Raw genomic sequence first — 19,694 nt, forward strand, 5'->3', positions numbered from 1 at the left:
ACGCAGCATGGCGCTGATTCCCATCAGCACGAAGATTCGCGCGCGGAACGCAGCCAAGTCGATCGGAGGAGGCCTGATCGGCGCCGCCACCGTCGGCATGCTGCGCACCACGCGCTATTTCGATCCGATCAAGACATCGGACTTTTTCGCGCGCGTCACCAAGGCCATCGGCCCGCGGCTGCGCGAGCATCGCATCGGCCGCGCCAATCTCACCGCGGCCTTTCCCGAGAAGTCGCCGGACGAGATCGAAGAGATCCTGATGGGCGTGTGGGACAATCTCGGCCGCGTCGGCGCCGAGTTCGCCCATATCGATCATGTCTGGGATTACGATCGCGCGCATCCGGAGCGCAGCCGAATCGAGCTGTCGCCGCGGACCATCGAGCTGTACGACCGCATCAGGGACGACGGCAAGCCGGCCCTGATCTTCGCCGCGCATCTGGCCAATTGGGAATTGCCTGCGCTCGCGGCCCCCGCGCATGGCCTCGACGCCGCGATCCTCTACCGCCGGCCGAACATTGCCTCCGCCGACCGCATCATCCAGCAGATGCGCCAGGTCAACATGGGCACGCTGATCCCCGCGGGCCGCGACGCACCCTTACGGCTCGGACAGGCGCTGAGGGACGGCAAGCACGTTGCCATCCTGATCGACCAGTACCTGACCGGCGGCGTCGAGGTCACCTTCTTCGGCCGCAAGACCCGCGCCAACCCGACGCTGGCGCGCCTGTTGCGCCAGGTCGAGTGCCCCATCCACGGCGTGCGCGTCATCCGCCTTCCCGGCTTCCGCTTCCGCACCGAGCTCACGGAAGAGATCCCGCCGGTGCGCGACGCCGAAGGCAAGATCGACATCCAGGGCACGACCCAGGCCGTCACCGACGTGGTGGAAGGCTGGGTGCGCGAATATCCCGAGCAGTGGCTCTGGCTGCATCGCAGGTGGCGGTAGGCCTACTGCTCCGGCAATCCTGCGTCGACCTCGGCCTGCACGACCCGCTCCCAGGCTGCGACGCACACCGGGCTGACGTTCTTCATCGGCGGCCAGACGCTTTGTCCGTTCGTGCCGGGCCGCAAGCGCAGCCCTTCCGCGATCGCCGCTTTCGCCTCCTCGCTGCGACCCAGTCTCTGGTAGGTGGCGGCGAGAAGAAAGTGCGAGCGGCCGGTTGCCGGCGTGATCGCGATCGAACGCTGCAGCCACGGCAGCGCCTCCTCGTAGCGCCCCATCAAGGCATTCGCGGTGCCTGCGCCGAGCAGCCAGGTCCAGCGCGAGGCCGGCGGCGTGTCGTAGCGATCGGCCTGCTCAAACGTCGCGAGCGCATCGTCGAAGCGGCCGAGAAAGATCTGCCCGAGCCCGATCAAATAGAGCGCGGACCCGTTCCACGGATCGAAGCTCAAGGCCTTGGCGCAAGTGACGAGACTTTCCACGAAGTGGTTGGTCGCGCTGAGGAAGCGACAACGCGCTTCAAGCACCGGAATCGAATTCGGCCTCGATCGCAACGCCTGCTCGAGCGTCGCGTTGGCCCTGGCCTCGACTGCAACGGCCTCCTCCGGGCTGAACCAGACCATCTGGATGCCGCGCATCTGCAGCGAGGCGAGCGCGACGGCAAGATCGACATTGTCTGGATCCTCGCTGATCGCCTTCTGCAGCATGGCCTGCGCCGCACCGAAACGCTCGCGCGTGGTCTGGTTGATCGAGGCGAGCGCCTGCTCGACCGCCACCTTGTCGCCGCTCGCCGATGATTTGCGGCGTGCGGATGACGATGCGCTCGGCTCCAGGATTTCATTCAGGCCGCTCGCGAGCACATGGCCGACGCCCGCAGCAAGCCGGGCCTGCGCAAGCCGCGCGTCCGCCTCGTCAGCACTGATCGACGCCGCCGCAACCGATTGAACCTCGCCGGTGCCCGCCTTGATGATCCGCGCCCGCAGCGTCCAGGATTCACCGCCGAGTTGCAGCTCGCCCCGCAGTTCGTACTCCGATGACGCAGCCGGTGCGGTGCTCTCGCTGCCCGCGACCGCCGCCAATCGTGGCGCCACCACGCTGATGTTCTGGATCTTGGCAAAACCATCCGTGAGGCGGCCGGTCACTTCCGCTGCCATCGCCACGCCCCGGGGATCGTTGCTGGCATCAACGATCGGCAGCACCGCGACGCGCGGCGGCGTCCGCTTGAACAGCAGGTCCGGCTTCAGCACGGGCGCGGCCACCGCGAGCCCCATGACGATCACGCCGAGCCCCGCCACGGCGGCGGCGACGGCACGACGGCTCAAACCGAAGATGGCACGCTGCGGTCGCACGGGCTGCGTGGCGACCAAGGCGGGCCGGCCGCGCTCGCCCGCCTCGGTTGCAGCCGACGGCGTCGCCTCTGCCTGCGCCGTGGCATCAGGCGTGTCCACGACCTCTGCCGCCAGCAGGTAGCCGCCGCCGGAGGCCAGCTTGATCAGCTGCCGCCGCTCGTCTCCGAGCGCGGTGCGAAGCTCGCGGATGCACTGGAACAGACTGTCCTCGCCGACATGGACGTACGGCCAGACCGCCTCCATCAGCTCCTGCTTGCTCAGCACCCGCCCGCCGCTTCTCGCGAACAAGCGCAGCATCTCGAAGGTTTTGGGCCGGAGTTTGATCGGCGTGCCATCGGCCCCGCGCAGCTCCGCGCGCTGCAGGTCCAGCTCGAAGCCGGCGAAACGAAGCAAATGATCCCCCAAAGCAACTCTCCCGGCCGGGTCGTATAGCGGAAGTCTGCCGAAAATGCCCGAAGATCGGGTCTGAAATGGAAATATCAGAAACTTTCAGAAACTAGCCAACGCCTTATCAGGACACCACCCCCGCCCGATGCGATGAATCCAACCGTGGACTCGCGATCGTATGCCGGGGGAAGTTAGTGCGGACGGGGAAAAATTATTTCAAAGCAGCCCGCAGCTTGCGGGCACTCTTTTTAGTGTCGACGGCCTTAGCGTTGCTATCGACGCTGCCGGCGCTGGCGCAAAGCACCGGCGCCAATGGTGCGGGTGGCGGGAACGGGTCAAGTTCGGCGGCAGGCGGGGGTGGCGCGGCAGGTCTCGGCGGCGACGGCTCGACAACTGGCACGAACGGCGGCAACGGCACCGGGCCCGGCGGCAATGGCTCCGCCGGCAGCGGCGGCGGCTCGGATCAGGGCGGCGGGGGTGGCCAGGGCTACAGCTTTGGGTCGGGCGGCGGCGGCGGCGGCGCAGGCGGCGCCGGGCTGACCGTAAGCTCGGACTTGACCAACAATGCCGCGATCACGGGCGGCAACGGCGGCAACGGCGGCTTTGGGGCCTCGCCCTTCTTCCCGTCCTATGCCTTTGGGGCCGGCGGCGGTGGTGGCGGCGGCGGGTCGGGCGTCATCGCCACGACGGCTAGCCATCTCGTCAATACCGGCACGATCGCCGGCGGCGATGCCGGCGGCGGTGGTTCGAGTTACGGTCCGGGCGTCCCCTTTCCGTCGTCTCCTGCAGATGGCATCGGCGGGCGCGGCGGCAACGGCGTGACCGCGACGGCTTCCGCCGGGCTGACGATCACCAATTCGGGCTCGATCAAGGGCGGTGGCGGCGGCACAGATTTCCAGAACGTCAATATATCCTCCAGGCCGCAGGCCGGCGGTTACGGAATCGTCGGCCAGAACCTGACGATCGTGAACAGCGGCACGATCGCCGGCGGTGAGGAGGGTGGCGCCAACCACAGCCCCTTTGGCGGCGGGACCGGCGTGCTGTCGTCCGCCGTCGTCATCACCGGTGGCGTCAACAGCATCACTGCGCTCGCCGGCAGCAACATCGGCGCGATCGAGCTCTTCGGCGCCACGACCATGGCAGGCGCTTTCAACAGCACGGTCCAGGTCAATGGCGGCGTCACCATGTCGGTGACAGGGGCGACGGCGGCGAATGACGCAACCGGCATCACGAGTCTGACGAACTACGGCACCATCGCCATCGGCGTCGGCCGCACGCTGAGCGCCCAGACGATCACCAACTATGCCAGCACGATCAGCATCGGCGCCGGGGCGAGGTTGCAAGGCGTCGGCAACACGCTCAACAACGGCGCGGTCATCGATGTCGGCGCCGGCGGTGCCATTGCCGACGCCGGTGCAGTGAACAATCTTGGCGGCGGCACGATCAATTTCAACGGTCCAGGCGGAACGGCGACGCTGTCTTCGGGAACGAACAGCATCGTCAATGACGGCAACATCAACGTGCTCGGCGGCAACGTCGCCGTCACAGGCGACATCACAAACCAGAACAGCGGCGTGTTGAAGCTGGCCGGCGGCAACATGGCCGGAATTGGCACGCTCACCAACAATTCGACGTCGGCGTCAGCCGTTATTGTCGCCTCCGGCATGACACTCAGCGCCACCGCCATCGCCAACAATGCCGGCACCTTCACCAACAACGGCACGGTGACGACGACCGGCGGCACCACGAACGGAAGTGCGGCAACCTTCACCACCACCGGGATCGTGAATGGCGGCCTTAACAACAGTGGCACCGTGAATGCGGCGGGCGCGGTCGACGACGGCATCGTCAACCAGAACACGGGCTCATTCACGGTGACCGGCGCGCTGACGAGCAACAGCACTTTCACCAACAACGACACGGCAACGCTCGCGGTCTCCGGCGGCGATTTCACCGGCATCACCACTTTCACCAACAATTCGACGTCAGCCTCGGCCGTCAACGTCTCCTCTGCCAGGACGCTCAGCGCCAGCACGATCGCCAACAACGCCGGCACCTTCGTCAACAGCGGCACGGTGACGACCACCGGCGGTATCACCAACAGCGCCACCTTCACCACCACCGGGACCGTCAATGGCGGACTTACCAACAGCGGCACCGTGAATGCGGCGGGCGCGGTCAATGACGGCATTGTCAACCAGAGCACGGGCACATTCACGGTGACCGGCTCACTCACGACCAACAGCACATTCACCAACAGCGGCACGGCAACGTTTGCGGTCTCCGGTGGCAATTTCACCGGCATCACCACCCTCACCAACAATTCGACCTCAGCGTCGGCCGTTATTGTCTCCTCGGGCATGACACTCGGCGCCACCACCATCGCCAACAATGCCGGCACCTTCGTCAACAGCGGCACGGTGACGACCACGGGCGGCACCACCAACAGCGCCACGTTCACTACCACCGGCACCGTCAACGGCGGCCTTGCCAATACCGGCACCGTGAACGCCACCGGCGCGATCAACGACGGCGTTGCCAACCAAGGCACCGGCTCGTTCACGGTGTCCGGCGCGCTCACGTCCAACAGCACCTTCACCAACAGCGGCGCGGCAACGCTGGCGGTCTCCGGCGGCGATTTCACCGGCATCACCACTCTCGGCAACAATTCGACCTCAGCGTCGGCCGTTATTGTCTCCTCAGGCAGGACGCTCGGCGCCACTGCCATCGCCAACAACGCCGGTACCTTCACCAACAGCGGCACGGTGACGACCACGGGCGGCACCACCAACAGCGCCACGTTCACCACCACCGGCACCGTCAACGGCGGCCTTACTAATACCGGCATCGTGAATGCCGCCGGCGCGATCAACGACGGCATTGCCAACCAGGGCACCGGCTCGTTCACGGTGGCCGGCGCGCTCACGTCCAACAGCAACTTCACCAACAGCGGCACGGCGACGCTTGCGGTCTCCGGCGGCAATTTCAGCGGCATAACCACTCTCGCCAATAATTCGACCTCAGCGTCGGCCGTTATTGTCTCCTCAGGCAGGGCGCTCGGCGCCACTGCCATCGCCAACAATGCCGGCGTCTTCACTAACGACGGCACGGTGACGACGACCGGCGGCACCACCAACGCAGGAATCTTCCTCAACAACGCCGCTGGCATCGTCAGCGGGCTTTTCACCACCACCGGAACCACCAACAATGCAGGCCGGCTCAACGGCGGCGTGAACGTCCTTGGCGGCACGCTGACGACCACCAACACTATTGCGGGAGGCCTCACCAACACCGCCACCGTCAACGCCAATGGCGGCGCGATCAACGGCGACATCGCCAACAATGCCAACGGCGTGTTCAACGTCGGCGGCATCGTGACGAGCGACTCCGCCTTTGCCAACGCCCATGGCGCGACGCTGGCGATCAACGCGAACGGCGACTACACCATTCAGGGTCTTCTGACCAATAGCGGCGCGATCATCGTCGCCAGTACCGGACAGTTGACGGCGACGGCCAGCGGCATCGTCAACAATTCATCCGGCACGATCGTGGTTTCCGCGGGCGGCAGCATCAGCGACACCCTCGACAACGCCGGCAGCGTGACCAACAGCGGCACGTACGCCGCAGACGTCGTCCGCAACACCGGCACCATCACCAACAACGCGGTGTGGACCGGCACGGTTGCGAACGCCGGCAGCTTCATCAACAACGCCGGCGGCACGGTATCCGGCCTCATCACCAACAGCGGCGCCGTCACCAATTCAGGCACGCTGAGCGGCGGCCTGACCAACAATTCGGGCACCGCCACCAACTCGGGTTCGATCCTGGGAACGACCACGGTGAACGGCGGCATCCTCACCGGCACGGGTTCGACGGCGACGCTGAACGTCAACAGCGGTGGCACTTATGCGCCCGGCACCACCCCAGGCACCTCGGCGTCCGTCACCGGCAGCCTCGCGCTCGCCTCCGGCGCGATTTATCTGGTTCAGATCAACCCCTCGACCGCCTCGTTCGCCAGCGTCACGGGCACCGCGACGCTGTCTGGCGCCACCGCGACCGCGGTCTATGCCAGCGGCAGCTACGTCGCCAAGAAATATACCATTCTGAAGGCGGGCGCGATCAGCGGCACGTTCGGCTCGCTCGTCAACACCAACCTGCCGTCGAACTTTCATAGCCAACTGAGCTACGACAGCACGCACGCCTATCTGAACCTGACCCTGACCTTCGTTGCGCCATCGGGCGGCAGCCCGAGCGGCAACCAGCAGAATGTCGGCAACGCCATCATCGATTTTTTCAACCGCACCGGCGGCATCTCGCTGGTCTATAGCGGCCTCACGGCGCAAGGCCTGACACAGGCCTCCGGCGAGACCGCATCAGGCTCTCAGCAAACGACGTTCCAGGCCATGGGCCAGTTCATGGGCTTGCTCACCGATCCCTCGGGCGCCGGCCGCGAGAGCGGCGCATCCTCGCCGCCGGCCTATGCCGAAACCGCACCGGCCGCCGCCGCGCGCGACGCCTTCGCGATGCTGCCGCCGGCCAACACCTTCGAGCAGCGCTGGAACGTGTGGGCTACGGGCTTCGGAGGATCGCAGACGACGGACGGCAACATCGCGCAGGGCACGAACAGCGCGACCAGCCACCTGTTCGGCACCGCCGTGGGCGCCGAATACGCCTTCTCGCCACAGACGCTGGCCGGCTTTGCGCTCGCCGGTGGCGGCACCAGCTTCTCCGTGGTGGGTGGCGGCACCGGACGCTCCGACCTGTTCCAGGCTGGCGCTTATGTTCGCCACAGCAACGGTCCGGGCTACATCTCGGCGGCGCTCGCCTATGGCTGGCAGGACGTCACCACCGATCGCACGGTCACGCTTGCCGGCGTCGATCATCTGCGCGCGGAGTTCAACGCCAATGCCTGGAGCGGCCGTCTCGAAGGCGGCTATCGCCTCATTGCGCCGTGGCTCGGCGGCGTCGGCGTGACTCCCTACGCCGCGGGCCAGTTCACGACGTTCAATCTGCCGGGCTATGCGGAGTCCGTCGTCTCAGGCGGAGGCGCGTTCGCGCTGAGCTATGCGGCTAAGAGCGTGACCGACACGCGCAGCGAGCTCGGCCTGCGCACCGACAAATCCTTCGGCCTTGCGAACGGCATCCTCACCCTGCGCGGTCGCGCAGCCTGGGCGCACGACTTCAATCCGGATCACTCGGTCGCCGCGACGTTCCAGGCCCTTCCCGGCGCGAGCTTCGTCGTCAGCGGCGCCCGACCGGCAGCCGAGGCCGCCCTTACCACCGCCTCCGCGGAAATGAAGTGGCTGAACGGCTGGTCGGCCGCGGCAAGTTTCGAAGGTGAATTCTCGAGCGTGACGCGCTCATACGCCGGCAAGGGCACGGTGCGGTATGAGTGGTAAGCAGTGCGCTGCGCTCGCGATACTTCGTGCGGAGAGCGGCGTCTGAACATGATGGGCAGGATGCCATCATGCCGGTGTTTTGCCCGACGTGTCAAATGACCGGAGAGCCTGACGCGGCGCGCTCGGTCGGCGGTTCACGCCGCGGTCCTACTGTGCATGGGGTTGTTTTGCGGATTTGAGTCGTCGGATCGGTGTCGCCACCGATCGCGGCCCCTCTACCGCCCCGTCTTCACCTTGGTCCAGAGCCGGTTGATGATGCGCTGGGTGGCGGGATCGCGGGCGGTGATGACGAACAGTTTTGCGAGCGTCGCCTCATCAGGATAGATGTTCTTGTCGTTCAAGATTTTCGGATCGACCAGCTTCTGGCTGGCGAGGTTGCCGTTGGCGTAGGACAGGAAGTCCGAGTTCCTGGCGGCGACGTCGGGACGGTAGAGATAGTTGATCAGCTCGTAGGCTTCGTTGACGTTCTTGGCATCCGCGGGGATCGCGAGATTGTCGAAGAACATCTGCGCCCCCTCCTTCGGAATGGCATAGCCGATCTCGATGCCGCTTTTGGCTTCCGCCGCCCGTGCACGGGCCTGCATGATGTCGCCGGACCAGCCGACCACGAAGCAGATCTCACCGGTCGCGAGTGCGCTCAAGTATTCGGAGGAGTGAAACTTGCGCACGAAGGGACGGACCTTTGCGACGACGTCGGCAGCCTTCTCGAGGTCGGCCTGCTTGGTCGAGTTCGGATCGAGCCCGAGATAGTTCAGCGCCGCCGGAAAGATGTCGTCGGCGGAATCGAGCATATGCACGCCGCAGTCCTTGAACCTGGCGAGGTTCTCCGGCTTGAAGACGATGTCCCAGCTGTCGATCTTGGCGTCGGGCCCGAGGATCTGCTTCACCTTGGCGACGTTGTAGCCGATGCCCGTCGTGCCCCACATGTAGTTCGCGGCAAACGCGTTGCCGGGATCATAGGTCGCGAGATTCTTCGTTACCATCGGCCATGCGTTGGCGAGCTTCGGCAGCTTCGACTTGTCGAGCTTCTGGAAGATGTTCGCCTTGATCTGGCGTTGCAGGAAATAAGCCGTGGGCACCACGAGGTCGTAGCCGGACTTGCCGGCCATCAGCCGCGTCTCCAGCGTCTCGTTGGCATCGAAGGTGTCGTAGACCACCTTGATGCCGGTTTCCTTGGTGAAGTCCTCCAGGACTCCCGGTGCCACGTAGTTCGACCAGTTGTAGAAGTTGACGACCCGCTCCTCGGCCCCGGCGGGAGGCGAAAGCAATGTCAGCGCCGCGGCGATTGCAAAACCCAGGCGAAACCGGGAGCGGCTGACGTTCGTCATCTCAGGTCTACCTCTTCCGTCCGCGTATCGCGTCCGACAGCCGCTCCAGTGCGGTGTCGAGCGTCTGGTCCTTCTTGGCGAAGCAGAAGCGCACCACCGAGGTCACCGGGTCCTGCTCGTAGAACGCCGAGACCGGAATCGCGGCGACCTTGTAGTCTTTCACGATCCGCCAGCAGAACTCGGCATCGCTCTCGTTGAGCCCGAGCGGCGACAGGTCGACGGTGAGGAAGTAGGTGCCTTGCGACTTCAGCACGGGGAAGCCGAGGCTCTCCAGCCCCTTGGTCAGGCGGTCCCTGCTCCGCGTGAGGTCCTTCCGCATCGACAGGAAGTACTCATCGGGCTTGCCGAGGCCGTAGGCGACGGCGGCCTGAAGGTTCGGCGCGGTGGTGAAGGTCAGGAACTGGTGCACCTTGGCGGCGACCCGCAACAGCTGTGGCGCCGCGCACACGAAGCCGATCTTCCAGCCGGTCAGCGAGAAGATCTTTCCCGCCGAGCCGACCTTGATGGTGCGCCCGCGCATGCCGGGGATGGTGATCAGTGGGATGTGCTTGTGCGCGTCGAAGGTGACGTGCTCCCAGACCTCGTCGCAGATCGCGATGACGTCGAACTCCTGGCAGTAGCGTGCGAGCAGCTCGAGGTCCTCCCGCGGATAGACCACCGCGCTAGGATTCAAGGGGTTGTTGAACAGCACTGCCTTGGTCTTTGAATTGAAGACGCTTTTCAGCATGCCCTCATTCAATCGCCAGCCCGGCGGTTCGAGCCGCACCAGGCGCGGAATGCCGCCGGCCTGGCGGATGATCGGCAGATAGGAGTCATAGACCGGCTGGAAGCAGACCACCTCGTCGCCGGGCTGCACCACCGACAGGATCGCCGAGGTCAGCGCCTCGGTCCCGCCCGATGTCACCATCACCTCGCTCATCGGATCGAGCTTGAGGTTGTGCCAATGATCATAATGGGTCGCGATGGCCTGGCGCAGTTCCGGGATGCCCATCATCGACGGATACTGGTTGTAGCCGTTGAGCGAGGCGTCGGCCGCGGCGCGCCTGATATCCTCGGGGCCGGGATCATCGGGGAAGCCCTGGCCGAGATTGATGGCGTTGTTGTCGCGCGCGGCCTGCGACATCGCTTCGAAGATGGTGACAGGAAGGTCGGCGAAGACCCTGTTCAGCGAAGTGCTCTTGGTCATCGCGGGATTAGCCACCAACCTTGCTGGGAAGCCCCGCCGCTTTCCAGCCGAGCATGCCGCCGGCCAGATGCTTGTCGTAAGGCAGCCCCGCGGCTTGCGCTGCGAGCGAGGCGGTGACGGAACGCTTGCCGGAACGGCAGGCGAACACGACCTCCTTGCCGGCGGGATCGGGGATCGCCGCGGGATCGAAAGTCGAGAGCGGCACGACGACACCGTAGGGATAGGCCTCGGCCTCGACTTCGTTCGGCTCGCGGACGTCGACGAGCAGATAGCGGCCCTCTGCGACACCCTTGGAAACTTCCTCGGGGGTCATATCCTGTACTTGATTTGCCACATCATCCTCCAACGTCGCAGGGCGCGCTCGCCGGGCGATCCCGGCCGGCGGCAACCTCGCCTCTCGGCACGCGAAAATCAAGCGCCACAAAGGCTTGAGCTGCCTTGCGCAAGTTAAAGCTAAATCGCAGCGACTTGAAGTGCGGCTTTGGTTCGCCGGCCTAGATCGTCACTTGCGTGCCGACCTCGACGACACGGCCGGACGGTATCTGGAAATAGTCGGTGGCATCGTTGGCGGAGCGGCTGAGCGAGATGAACAGCCGGTCCTGCCAGCGCGGCATCCCCGAATGGGCAGCAGGCTTGAGCGCCCTGCGCGACAGGAAGAACGAGGTCGACATGATGTCGAACTGCCAGCCGAGCTTGCGGGCGATTGCCAGTGCCCTCGGCACATTGGGCGATTCCATGAAGCCGAACTTCAGCGTCACCTTGGAGAAGGTCGGGCTAATCGCCTCCAGCTTCACCCGCTCGGCCGGATCGATGCGCGGGGTCTGCGCGGTCTCGATGGTGAGAATGACGTTCTTCTCGTGAAGCACCTTGTAGTGTTTCAGACTATGCATCAGCGCGGTCGGCGCGCTCAGGGGATCGCTGGTCAGGAACACGGCCGTGCCGGGCACCCGCTGCGGCGGCCGCTTTTCCAGCATCGCCACGAGGTCGGCAAGCGGGAACTCGAGCTTGCGCGACTTCTCGAACAAGAGCCGGCTGCCGCGCCGCCACGTGTACATCATGATGATCATGAGGGAGCCGAGCGCGAGCGGCACCCAGCCACCCTCGAACACCTTGAGCAGGTTCGCGGCGAGGAAGGTCAGGTCGAGGAACAGGAACGGCGCGATCAGGGCTGCCGCGGCGAAGGGTGACCATCGCCACACCTTCCATATCACCACAAAGCCCATCAATGCCGTGACCACCATGGTCCCGGTGACGGAGATACCGTAGGCGGAGGCCAGCGCGCTCGAGGAGCGGAACAGCAGCACCATCATGATCACGGCGACCAGCAGCAGCTGATTGATCCGCGGGATGAAGATCTGGCCGGAATGGGCTTCAGAGGTATGGCGAATTTCGAAGCGGGGCAGCAGCCCGAGTTGGATCGCCTGCCGCGTCAGCGAATAGGCGCCGGTGATGACGGCCTGGCTCGCAATGACGGTGGCGGCGGTAGCCAGCACGACGACGCTGCCCCGAATAAGACCTTGCGGAAACAACTGGAAGAACGGGCTCTCGATCGCGCTGGGATCGCCGAGCACGAGAGCACCCTGCCCCAGATAGTTCAGGGCCAGCGACGGCAGCACGATGAACAGCCAGGCGGTCTGGATCGGCCGTTTGCCGAAATGGCCGAGGTCGGCATACAGCGCCTCGGCGCCGGTCACCGCCAGGAAGACGGCGCCGAGCGTCACGAAGCCGATGATGCCGTGGTGAAGCATGAACGAGACGGCATAGAGCGGGTTCAGCGCGAACAGCACCTGCGGCTGAGCGATGATCGGATGGACCGCGGCGACCGCGATCACCGCAAACCAGACGCACATCACGGGGCCGAAGAACGTCGCCACGCGGGCAGTGCCGCGCGATTGCACGGCGAACAAGACGATCAGGATCACCACGGTCAGCGGAACGATGTAGGGCTCGAACCGCAGCGTGACGTCCTTCATGCCTTCGAGGGCCGACAGCACCGAGACCGCCGGGGTGATCACGGCATCGCCGTAGAACAGGGCCCCGGAGATGATGCCGAGCAGAACGATGGTCGCCCCGCGGGTGCCGACCGCGCGCTGGGCCAATGCCATCAGTGCCAGCGTACCGCCCTCGCCGTTATTGTCTGCGCGCAACAGGATGACGACGTATTTGAGCGTGACCACGACGATCAGCGCCCACAGGATCAGGGAGACAACGCCGAGAACAGCGGCGGACGTCGGCGCGCCCTCGGCGCCGGAAGCCGCCATCACGGCCTCACGGAACGCGTAGAGCGGGCTGGTGCCGATATCGCCATAGACGACGCCTATGCTGCCGAGCGTCAGCGCGCCGAAACCGGCGGTGGTGTGGGCGTCGCCATGCCCATTGGCCGCCGCCGTTTCCGGGGCGGGAACTGCTACGTCACTCGTCATGGGAGAGCCTGGTGGCCTCTAAAAATGCTTCACTGCACAACGGCGCAGGAGCGCGCGGCTTATAGTCCTGCGCTGATGGCATAGCCTAGCCCGTTTTCGGGCCTGTGGCATGCGAAAACGGCATAGGTTCGCCCGTTGCGTTCCCATGGACCCCTTAAATGGTGACCTGGGTTCCGACTTCAACCACACGCCCCGTCGGAATTTGGAAGTAGTCAGTTGCATCGTTAGCAGACCTGCTGAGAGCAATGAAAAGGTGATCCTGCCACAACGGCATGCCGGACTGCGCCGACGCCTTCAGCGAGCGCCGCGACACGAAGAACGAGGTCGACATGATGTCGAACTGCCAGCCCTGCTTGCGCGCGATCGCGAGCGCCTTGGGCACGTTCGGCTGTTCCATGAAGCCGAAGCGCAGGCGGACCTTGGAGAACTTTTCGCTGATCTTCTCCATCTTGAAGCGTTCTGAGAGATCGACCCTCGGCGTGTGCGCGGTTTCGATGGTCAGGATCACATTGTGCTCGTGCAGCACCTTGTTGTGCTTGAGATTGTGCAACAGCGCCGTCGGGACGAAGGCGGGGTCGCTGGTCAGAAACACTGCCGTGCCTTTGACGATGTGCGGCGGGCGCTTCTCGAGGCTGCGGATCAGATCGTCGAGTGGCACTTCGATCCGGCGCGTCTTCTGGATCAGAATCCCCGAGCCGCGTCGCCAGGTCCAGATCGTCCCGGCCATGGCCGCGCCGAACAACAGCGGCACCCAGGCACCTTCGAGCAACTTCAGCAGATTGGCGCTGAAGAAGGTCATGTCGACCATGACGAAGGGCAGGATCACGGCTGCAGCGGTCGCGGCCTTCCAGTTCCACAATTTCCAGATCACGACGAAGCCCATGATCCCGTCGGCGACCATCGTCGTGGAGACCGCGATGCCGTAGGCCGAAGCGAGATTGCTGGGCGTGTGGAACAACAGCACCAGCAGCATCACGCCGATCAGCAAGAGCCGGTTGACGCGCGGCAGATAGATCTGGCCGGCATGCGTCTCGGAGGTGTAGCGCACCTCGAAGCGCGGCAAGAGGCCGAGCTGCACCGCCTGGTAGACCAGCGAATAAGCGCCGGTGATCACCGCCTGACTCGCGATCACGGTGGCTGCCGTTGCAAGCCCCACAAGCGGCAGCACCAGATGCTCGGGCACCATGCGATAGAACGAGTGCTCAATTGCGCTTGGATCGGACAGCACCAGAGCGCCCTGCCCGAAATAATTGATCAGCAGCGAGGGCAGGACGAAGAACATCCAGGCCGACTGGATGGGCTTGCGGCCGAAATGGCCGAGATCGGCATAGAGCGCTTCGCCACCGGTCACGGCGAGAAACACGGCGCCGAGCGTCACCAGGCCGATGGTGCCGTGCGACAGCAGGAACCGCAGCGCATAGTAAGGATTGATCGCGGCCAGCACCGACGGATCGTCGGCGATGTGAATGACGCCCAGCAGCGCGAGACACGTGAACCAGACCACCATCACCGGCCCGAACGCCGAGGCCACCATCGCAGTCCCCTTGCTCTGGACCGCGAACAGCAGCACGAGAATCAGCACCGTGAGCGGCACGACATAATGCTCGAACGCCGGCGTCGCGAGCTTGAGGCCGTCGACCGCCGACAGCACCGAGATCGCCGGCGTGATCATGGAGTCGCCGATGAACATGGAGGCGCCGACCACGCCGAGCGCGAGCAGGAACCAGCTCCGTCGCCCCAGCGCGCGCTGGCCCAGCGCCATCAGCGAGAGCGTGCCACCCTCCCCGTTATTGTCGGCGCGCAGCAGCAGCAGCACGTATTTGGCGGTGACGACGATCAGCAGGGCCCACAGAATCAGCGAGAGCACGCCGAGCACCATGATCCGCGTCACCGCCTCGCCGTGAGCCGCTCCCCGAACCGCTTCGTGGAATGCGTAGAGCGGCGAGGTGCCGATGTCGCCGAAGACAACGCCGATGCTCCCGAGCGTGAGGGACCAAAAGCCCGAAGTGACCGGCCCGTCCCGGGTCTCGGTCGATGTGATGCTCGCCGTCATGAGGGGGGAAAACGCTTCGTCCCTGGAATTGATCCGGCGCCTATTGACGCTTCCGGGGCGCCTGTCAATCGACCCGCCACCATAGCAGGAGTCTCCGCGGATGCTGTAACGGCACGGCCACGCTCTCCGCCCTCGCGACTGACGGTCCTAGGTAAAATGGTAGCGCAAGAGGTTTAGGGCTTCAAGTTCGGCGGCAGCGGCGGATCTTCACGCATCAAGGTGATGGTCACGCGGCGGTTCGCGGCGAGTGACGGATCGTCAGGGAACAGAGGCTGGGTGTCCGCCTTGCCGGAGACGGCAAAAATGTGCGACGGCGGCAGGCCCTCACGCTCGAGGATCTGGCGGACCGCGTTGGCGCGGTCGGCCGACAGATCGAAGGCGCCGTAGTCGCTGCGGGTCGGCACGAAACCGGCCGCAGTATGTCCGGCGATGGAGACGCGTAAGGGGGTCGCCTTGAGCGGGATCGCAAGCTTCTCGATCAGGCGGCGGGTACGATCGTAGGGGACCTTGGAGCCGTCAGCGAACATCGAGCGGCCGTCCTGGTCCACGATCTCCAGATTCAGCCCCTGCTTGGTCTCCTCGAACATGATGTGCTTGGACATCTCGGTCAGCTCCGGCATGTCCTGCAACGCCTGGCGCAGCGAGGCGGCGGCGAGCGCAAAATTGCGATCGACCTTCAGCTTTGCGCCCGAGGTGCGGTCGCGGTCTTCCTGGTCCGGTGTCGGTGTGTTCGACGATTCCTCAGGCTGGATGTGGTCGACGTTTTTCAGCCGCGCGCGGGTCGGCAGGCCGTCGGATTCGATGATGCCGGCATAGCGGGCTTCACTCTGGACGCCGAAGGCCTCGCGCATGGAGCCCGCGACGATCTTCAGCTTGTTGGCATCCTGGGTCGAGAACGCGACCAGCATCACGAAAAACGCCAGCAGCAAGGCCATCAGGTCGGCGAACGTCACGAACCAGCCATGGCCGCCGTGTGCTTCCTCGCGCTTTTTCTTCGCCATGGCTCGGATCCCGAGTCCGCCCTTACGCCGGAACCGGCTCGCCCTCGCCGTGGCGGTGCTTTTCGGGCAGATAGGCCAGCAGCATTTCGCGCACCAGAGTCGGGCTCTTGGAGTCGCGGATCATCAGGATGCCGTCGATGATCAGCGTACGATTGGTTTCCTCGTCGATCAGCTTGCCATGCAGCTTGTCGGCGATGGGCAGGCAGAGCAGGTTCGCGACCAGCGCACCGTAGAGAGTTGCCAGCAGAGCGGTCGCCATGAACGGGCCGAGCTTGGAGGGATCCGACATGTTCGAAAACATCTGCACCATGCCGATCAGCGTTCCGATCATCCCGAACGCAGGCGCGCAGTCGCCGACGGCGCGATAGATCTTGCTGCCTTCGTTGAGATGCAACAGGAAATTGTCGCGGTCGCGCTCCATATTGTCCCTGATGAAGTCGAGGTCGTAACCGTCGGCGACGTAGCGGATGCCCTTGGCGAGGAACGGTTCGTCGGTCTCGACCTTTTCCAGGCCGACCGGACCCTGCTTGCGCGCGATCTCGGCGATGCGGGCGAGTTCGTCGACCAGGTCATGCGCCGACAGCCGGCTCATCGTGAAGGCGAATTTGAGACCGAGCGGCAGGCCGTGCGCCAGCACCGAAAGCGGAAAGCGGATCATGGTCGCTGCGGACGATCCGCCGAAGATGATGATCGCCGCATGATCGCTGATGAACATGTGCAGATCGCCGCCCAGAAACACCATCGTCGCGATGACGATCATGCCCGCCACGAGGCCGGCGCCCGTCATAATATCCATGGGAGTCTCCAAAGCGAACGCGGCAACGGCCGTCCTGGCCGGAGCGCGGTCCAACCCCGAACCGCACCGGAAACCCTAGAGCGGTGCTCTTAAAGCCGCGTAAAGGTTAAGTTCAGCCGATGCGACGGAGCAGCGTGCTTGGGGCGACAGGAACGGCTGCTTTGCCGTTCTGCGACACTCAATCTCAACCCTTTGCTAACCATAAAAGCGGCCCTCAGGCGGAGAGTCCTGTCAGCTTCAGGCTGAGCGCGCGCAAACGCCTGCGCGCATCGGCATCATAGGCCTGCGGATTGGCGCGCGCCTCGTTCATGCCGTCGAAGAAAAGGCCGCTTCGGCCCGTGACATCGTCGCCTTCAATCAGATGCAGGATCGCCGCACCACCCTGCTCGACCGTCGACAGCGGCGCGATACCGCCGGCACGCACCATGGTGGTGTTCATGTAAGTCGCCGGATGCAGCGCGTTCACGGTGATACCGGCGTCCTTCAATTCCTCGGCGAGATCGATCGTGAACATGATCTGCGACAGCTTGCTCTGCGCATAGGCACGCGTGCCGCTGTAGCCCTTCGTGATCATGACGTCGTCGAAATCGACTGGATGCTGGCCAAGCGAGGCGACGTTCACGATACGTGAAGGCACGGCAGCCTTCAGCAACGGCATCAGCAGATGGACCAACAGGAAGCCAGAGAGGTAGTTCACGGCAAAACGCAGCTCGTGGCCATCGCGGCTTTCCTGCCTTTGCGGTCCGTCGCTCTGCGAGCCGATGCCGGCATTGCTGACCAGGACGTCGAGACGCGCGTGATCCCGCGTTACGGCCCTGGCGAGTTCGCGCGTGCCCGCCATCGACGACAGATCGGCCTGATAAAAGGTCGGCGCAACATCGCCGGCCTTCACGATCTCGTCGATCAGCGCTCTTGCACGCGCCGCATCGCGGCCATGAATGAGAACGCGCGCACCTTCGGCGGCAAGGCGGCTTGCAACGTAGCGTCCGACACCGTCGGTCGAGCCTGTGATCAGCACCGTCTTACCGCGCATGTCCATGAGGTCACTCCAGGCTCAGTGAATCTCCGCCGACTGCTTCAGCGCGGCCTTGAGCTTCTCCAGCGAGAAGTCGGGGCTGCGCGCGATTTCGAGGATGGGCGTCTCGCGGCGGCCGCAGAGCTCGGCGGCCTCGGGCAGCTTTGCCGCGAGATCGAGCGGGATCACGATGGCACCGTGCCGGTCGGCGTGGATCAGATCGTCGGAATTCACCGTCATGCCGGCGACCCGGACCTGACCGCCAAAGCTTTCCGCGTGGACCCACGCGTGCGACGGACCGATCGAGCCGGCCAACGCTTGGAAGCCCGGCGCCCATTGCGGGACATCGCGGATCGAACCGTCGGTGACGACGCCAAGACAGCCAAGCGCCTTATGGACGTTGCTCTGCACCTCGCCCCAGAACGCGCCGTAGCCGATATCGGGACCGTCGACGTCCTGGATCACCGAAATGCGCGGGCCATGGCCGGTGCCGACATACTCGTAATATTCGATGCGTCGCCTGGCCTGCTCTGCCGCGGGCAGCGGGGACTTCTGCACTGCGCGGATCGTCACGGTGCGGGCGTAGCCGACCATGGGCGGCAGCTCGGGGAACGGGCACACCAGCTGTTTGGTGGTGAAGCCGATCAACCGTCGCTCCGGTGCAATCAGCTCCATGGCGTTGCAGATGGTCGGCGTATCGTAGCGGCCCAGCGCTTCGAGGACGGCAGCGGGCAGCGGCCCGGTCGCGGTATCAGTCACGGCGTTCTCTCCCAGGTTGGCGGCCGCTGTTGACGCGGTGCCGCCGGCACTGGGCGATATAGCCGAGATCGGGCCTCAACCCAACTCGGGCGCTCTCATGGCAGATATCCGCGGGCGATCGCTCAGTGCAAGCGTCCGGGCCGGTCATCCTCGTGCGGAGGTTCAGACAAGCTCGCCATTGTCGGCGCCGACGGCGGCGACGAAACTTCGCCGGCCACGGGCGCAGTTGCTTGCGTTGCGCGCGCCTGGTCGCGGTAGGATTTGTAGCCGAGCGGCAGGCCCAGCAAATAGAGCGCCGTACCGACCAGGAGCACGTGCCAGGGATAGGCAATCAGGATCGCAATGAAGACGACCACGGCGACGAAGGCCGGCAACACCAGTTCTGGCGACACACGCATACGCTTGGTCTTGCCGGAGAACACCGGCAGCCGCGAGACCATCAGGAAGGCGATCAGCAGCGTATAGGCAGCCGTCAAAGCGGCCGGCGCGCGGCCGAGATCGAGGAAGGCAGCATAGATCGGCAGCAGCACGGTGATCGCACCGGCCGGCGCCGGTACGCCCGTGAAGAAATTGGCGGCGAAAGCGGGCTTGTTCGGATCGTCCATCGTGGCATTGAAGCGCGCGAGCCGCAAACCGCCTGAGATCGCAAACACCATGGCGGCGATCCAGCCGGCATTGCCGAGCTCGTGCAGCTGCCAGAAGTACAGCATCAGGCCGGGCGCGACGCCGAAATTGACGAAGTCGGCGAGGCTGTCGAGCTCGGCGCCGAATTTGGACTGCCCCTTGATCATGCGGGCGACGCGCCCGTCGATGCCGTCGAGCGCGGCCGCGAACACGATCGCGTAAACGGCCAGCGCCATCCGCCCCTCGATCGACAGCCGGATCGAGGTCAGGCCGGCGCAGATCGCCAGCAGTGTGATGACATTGGGCACCAGCATCCGCACCGGGATCGGGCGGAACCGCCGGCGGCGAAGATCTGGATCTCGGAAGTCGTAGGGGGTCATTGGCTCGTCCTCACCTGCAGGCGAGATATAGCAAGCCGTGCTCCCCTGCGCCATTGCGGC

The 19,694-nt window shown here is 64.9% G+C and carries 13 protein-coding genes; 2 read left to right on the top strand and 11 right to left on the bottom strand.

Annotation, left to right across the window (positions count from 1 at the left end):
* Positions 1–7 precede the first annotated feature (7 nt).
* Positions 8–940, top strand: a complete 933-nt coding sequence (locus ACVWZ4_RS32775) for a lipid A biosynthesis lauroyl acyltransferase (RefSeq protein ID WP_456703053.1) — start codon at positions 8–10, stop codon at positions 938–940.
* Positions 941–942: 2 nt separating this feature from the next.
* Here ACVWZ4_RS32775 and ACVWZ4_RS32780 read toward each other — a convergent pair whose 3' ends face one another.
* Positions 943–2,688 carry a winged helix-turn-helix domain-containing protein gene (locus ACVWZ4_RS32780; RefSeq protein ID WP_456790445.1) on the bottom strand — a complete coding sequence of 582 codons (1,746 nt, stop codon included), beginning with the start codon at positions 2,686–2,688 and terminating at the stop codon, positions 943–945.
* A gap of 233 nt (positions 2,689–2,921) precedes the next feature.
* On the opposite strand from ACVWZ4_RS32780, the gene ACVWZ4_RS32785 reads away from it, so the two are divergent.
* Entirely contained in the window at positions 2,922–8,069 is a 5,148-nt protein-coding gene (locus ACVWZ4_RS32785) for a hypothetical protein (protein ID WP_456741975.1), read from the top strand.
* A 215-nt stretch (positions 8,070–8,284) separates the two neighbouring features.
* Here ACVWZ4_RS32785 and ACVWZ4_RS32790 read toward each other — a convergent pair whose 3' ends face one another.
* The 10 genes from ACVWZ4_RS32790 to ACVWZ4_RS32835 form a co-directional block, all read right to left on the bottom strand.
* Positions 8,285–9,397 carry a polyamine ABC transporter substrate-binding protein gene (locus ACVWZ4_RS32790; protein WP_456741976.1) on the bottom strand — a complete coding sequence of 371 codons (1,113 nt, stop codon included), beginning with the start codon at positions 9,395–9,397 and terminating at the stop codon, positions 8,285–8,287.
* A gap of 7 nt (positions 9,398–9,404) precedes the next feature.
* Positions 9,405–10,583 carry an aminotransferase gene (locus ACVWZ4_RS32795; RefSeq protein ID WP_456741977.1) on the bottom strand — a complete coding sequence of 393 codons (1,179 nt, stop codon included), beginning with the start codon at positions 10,581–10,583 and terminating at the stop codon, positions 9,405–9,407.
* Between the two features lie 7 nt (positions 10,584–10,590).
* Complete coding sequence (locus ACVWZ4_RS32800; protein WP_456703048.1) at positions 10,591–10,917, bottom strand: rhodanese-like domain-containing protein; 327 nt, start codon at positions 10,915–10,917, stop codon at positions 10,591–10,593.
* Positions 10,918–11,077: 160 nt separating this feature from the next.
* Positions 11,078–13,006 carry a potassium transporter Kup gene (locus ACVWZ4_RS32805; RefSeq protein WP_456703047.1) on the bottom strand — a complete coding sequence of 643 codons (1,929 nt, stop codon included), beginning with the start codon at positions 13,004–13,006 and terminating at the stop codon, positions 11,078–11,080.
* 154 nt (positions 13,007–13,160) lie between these two features.
* Entirely contained in the window at positions 13,161–15,059 is a 1,899-nt protein-coding gene (locus ACVWZ4_RS32810; protein ID WP_456703046.1) for a potassium transporter Kup, read from the bottom strand.
* A gap of 173 nt (positions 15,060–15,232) precedes the next feature.
* Positions 15,233–16,060, bottom strand: coding sequence for an OmpA/MotB family protein (locus tag ACVWZ4_RS32815; protein ID WP_092230247.1), 828 nt, complete (start codon positions 16,058–16,060; stop codon positions 15,233–15,235).
* A 22-nt stretch (positions 16,061–16,082) separates the two neighbouring features.
* Complete coding sequence (locus ACVWZ4_RS32820) at positions 16,083–16,856, bottom strand: motility protein A (RefSeq protein WP_456703044.1); 774 nt, start codon at positions 16,854–16,856, stop codon at positions 16,083–16,085.
* A gap of 214 nt (positions 16,857–17,070) precedes the next feature.
* Complete coding sequence (locus ACVWZ4_RS32825; RefSeq protein ID WP_456741978.1) at positions 17,071–17,895, bottom strand: SDR family NAD(P)-dependent oxidoreductase; 825 nt, start codon at positions 17,893–17,895, stop codon at positions 17,071–17,073.
* Between the two features lie 15 nt (positions 17,896–17,910).
* Positions 17,911–18,630, bottom strand: coding sequence for an RraA family protein (locus ACVWZ4_RS32830; protein WP_456703042.1), 720 nt, complete (start codon positions 18,628–18,630; stop codon positions 17,911–17,913).
* 122 nt (positions 18,631–18,752) lie between these two features.
* Positions 18,753–19,634, bottom strand: coding sequence for a CDP-alcohol phosphatidyltransferase family protein (locus ACVWZ4_RS32835; RefSeq protein WP_456703041.1), 882 nt, complete (start codon positions 19,632–19,634; stop codon positions 18,753–18,755).
* Between the last annotated feature and the right edge of the window lie 60 nt (positions 19,635–19,694).

It is taken from the genome of Bradyrhizobium sp. USDA 4472, assembly GCF_054058595.1.

Coding starts and splice junctions, on each gene's coding strand:
- ACVWZ4_RS32775 (WP_456703053.1), top strand. CDS start 8: ATGGCGCTGATTCCCATCAGCACGAAGATTCGCGCGCGGAACGCAGCC.
- ACVWZ4_RS32790 (WP_456741976.1), bottom strand. CDS start 9,397: ATGACGAACGTCAGCCGCTCCCGGTTTCGCCTGGGTTTTGCAATCGCC.
- ACVWZ4_RS32795 (WP_456741977.1), bottom strand. CDS start 10,583: ATGACCAAGAGCACTTCGCTGAACAGGGTCTTCGCCGACCTTCCTGTC.
- ACVWZ4_RS32805 (WP_456703047.1), bottom strand. CDS start 13,006: ATGACGAGTGACGTAGCAGTTCCCGCCCCGGAAACGGCGGCGGCCAAT.
- ACVWZ4_RS32810 (WP_456703046.1), bottom strand. CDS start 15,059: ATGACGGCGAGCATCACATCGACCGAGACCCGGGACGGGCCGGTCACT.
- ACVWZ4_RS32815 (WP_092230247.1), bottom strand. CDS start 16,060: ATGGCGAAGAAAAAGCGCGAGGAAGCACACGGCGGCCATGGCTGGTTC.
- ACVWZ4_RS32820 (WP_456703044.1), bottom strand. CDS start 16,856: ATGGATATTATGACGGGCGCCGGCCTCGTGGCGGGCATGATCGTCATC.
- ACVWZ4_RS32825 (WP_456741978.1), bottom strand. CDS start 17,895: ATGGACATGCGCGGTAAGACGGTGCTGATCACAGGCTCGACCGACGGT.
- ACVWZ4_RS32835 (WP_456703041.1), bottom strand. CDS start 19,634: ATGACCCCCTACGACTTCCGAGATCCAGATCTTCGCCGCCGGCGGTTC.